Below are 2161 nucleotides of genomic sequence, written 5' to 3' on the forward strand. Positions count from 1 at the left end.
GACCCACCGGATGCAAGAAAAGCTGCCAGTCGCGTACCGCCCCTTTGCGGACTCTCTCGACCTGCTTATCATCCGGCTCATGAAGCGATTTGATCTCACAAGCCATGCAGTTGCCATCCGAAATCTCGGTGGATTGCTTTCGGCTGCATTAGCGCTTTTTATTTCAGTGACATTATTCGGGTACACTCTCGAAATGCTTGGAAGCGATCTTCCAAAAGGCAATGAGTTTGGCACTTCAGCCGGAGTGGGGCTGTTGATGCTTGTTGCGATGCTCGCTCTGCTTAAGCCTCAACGTTGGGTCGTAGTGGCTGCCATCAGCCTTTACTTGTTCTTAGTTTTCCCACTTTCCTTCGACGTAGGCTGCGGCACCTACGGTCAGTGTATCTAGCGGCAGCTTCCCACCCATGCTCGCCGCTCCGGCTCGCCATTTGCATCGTCTGGCGGCGCAAAGCTGCCGGACGGCTTCCAGGCAGCAGAGAATCTCAGCACGGGTGGCTGTGATGGGTGGATAGCGGACAGTCCCAAAGTGTGTTCGCGACGACCGCTTGCTATTCTGAATTTGATGTATGTGCTTTGATCATTCGTGGGACGAGAGCCTGACAAGGTGCCGTTACGAATTAGTTAGACAGGTTCTCAGCTTCAGGGTTTGGGGCCATCCAAAGCTGCTCTTGCGGGAAAGGAAAGCGGATTGAGGCCGACCATTTACGGCCATCGATCTCGACAGCACCTTTCGGGTTCCTCTTTGCCAGAAATTGTCTCAGCGGCTCCAATTCAGTTGCTGGCAAAAATAAGCTGTAGCTGTCTCCTCTTCGAATGGTGCGCTGATCAGATAAGCCCGGCCAATCCCGATCCCATTTAATAGACGGATCAACTGCGTGCTCGTAGGGCCAGACCATCACTTCAACCCATTGGGGTAGCCACCTTTTCGACTTTGCATGGTGAAACGAACGCAGCGTTTCAAAGGCCTCCCGAATTGAATCTGGAAGAGAGGAGGCAACATCCTCATCGTCGAGTGAACCATAAACATTGAGGAAAACGGGATCGCCTTTATATAACAACAATACGTTGTCAGGCTGGTCAGTAGCTTGTGCTATCCGATACCCACCTTTTAGTGCGGGTTTATGCGCAGGAGTTAACTGTTTCCGAATTCTCTGAAGCTCGGCAGCGCCAAGTTGGGCCGTGCGAAATTCTTCGCCATCGCGATAGATAACATGACCGTTCTCATAGAGTGCGAACTTTGGTGAGTCCGAGCCAATGACACTTTTCCATGGGTCACTCTCAATGAAGACAATCTCCGGCAGCGGTTCTGTGCCTTTCCGCAGCTTCGAGAGCAGCTTTGGTCGTTCAAAGAACCGCACGTCGTCGAGAACAGGTGTTATTTTGCGCGCCTCGGCGCTTCTGTCATCCTCAACTGCGCAGCCGCAAAGCATAAGGCTTAACAGTGCAATACGAAGGACATTCCGCTCCAGCATAAGCTACCGTCGTCCGAAAGAGAGCGCTCCGCAAGCAGCAATTTCCGTCACAATCTTCAAGCCGACGACCCGTGAAGCAGCGGTCGCGGGCATTCGAACAAAGGATGGTGATTGGCCGACTTGGGGCGTGTTCGGTCAGGCGGGTTTTCTTCGCTCGCGGCGAGCACCGGACGGACAGCTATAGAGCGCAGCGTTCACCCCCACGGAATGGCGAAACGGGTGGGAAGCGGACATTGCCCCACCCACTCCGCTCATGCTGAGCTTGTCGAAGCATGGGAACCTGGCGCCACGCCTCGGGGCCTTCGACAAGCTCAGGCTGAGCGGGGTGGGGAGGTCTGATTTGGGTGGGGGAGCGGTCATTGGCATAGCCCACGTTGGCGGAATGCAATGATCCATTCTTGGACTAAAGCATCCGGCGCAGGCGAAACTTTCAATATGCGGGTGGCAAAGAATTCTCTGGAGTACATGCCGAGGTGCCCAAACTTTCCTTTGGAAACCGAAGGCCGTCCTTCAACGGTAATACTCGCGAAGCCTGTCACATCGCCAATACATTCATATTTCCGATTAAGTTGGTTGTCCAAATCCTTCCCGCATCCGGCCTTTGGGCAATGGAACCACGCGCTACGATCGTCGCGTCCAGAAGTGTTGTGTATAACGGCGAAATCTGGGCTTGTGAAATTTGAGGCCTC

The 2161-nt window shown here is 53.8% G+C and carries 3 protein-coding genes; 1 reads left to right on the forward strand and 2 read right to left on the reverse strand.

Annotation, left to right across the window (positions count from 1 at the left end):
• On the forward strand, positions 1-388 hold a 388-nt coding region (locus ON00_RS19110; protein WP_010409065.1), incomplete at its 5' end, for a hypothetical protein.
• 229 nt (positions 389-617) lie between these two features.
• Here ON00_RS19110 and ON00_RS20800 read toward each other — a convergent pair.
• Together ON00_RS20800 and ON00_RS21090 are read right to left on the reverse strand one after the other, a co-directional pair.
• Positions 618-1472 (reverse strand): hypothetical protein, encoded by an 855-nt coding sequence (locus ON00_RS20800; protein ID WP_126849362.1) that lies wholly within the window; start codon positions 1470-1472, stop codon positions 618-620.
• Positions 1473-1828: 356 nt separating this feature from the next.
• Positions 1829-2161 (reverse strand): hypothetical protein (locus ON00_RS21090; RefSeq protein WP_211207183.1); only part of this gene is annotated, 333 nt, incomplete at its 5' end.

The sequence above is a fragment of the Sphingomonas echinoides ATCC 14820 genome (genome assembly GCF_000241465.1).
Classification (GTDB): Bacteria; Pseudomonadota; Alphaproteobacteria; order Sphingomonadales; family Sphingomonadaceae; genus Sphingomonas; species Sphingomonas echinoides.

What these genes read in the sequence shown, in the direction of transcription:
- ON00_RS20800 (WP_126849362.1), bottom strand. Translation starts at nt 1,472, where the DNA reads ATGCTGGAGCGGAATGTCCTTCGTATTGCACTGTTAAGCCTTATGCTT.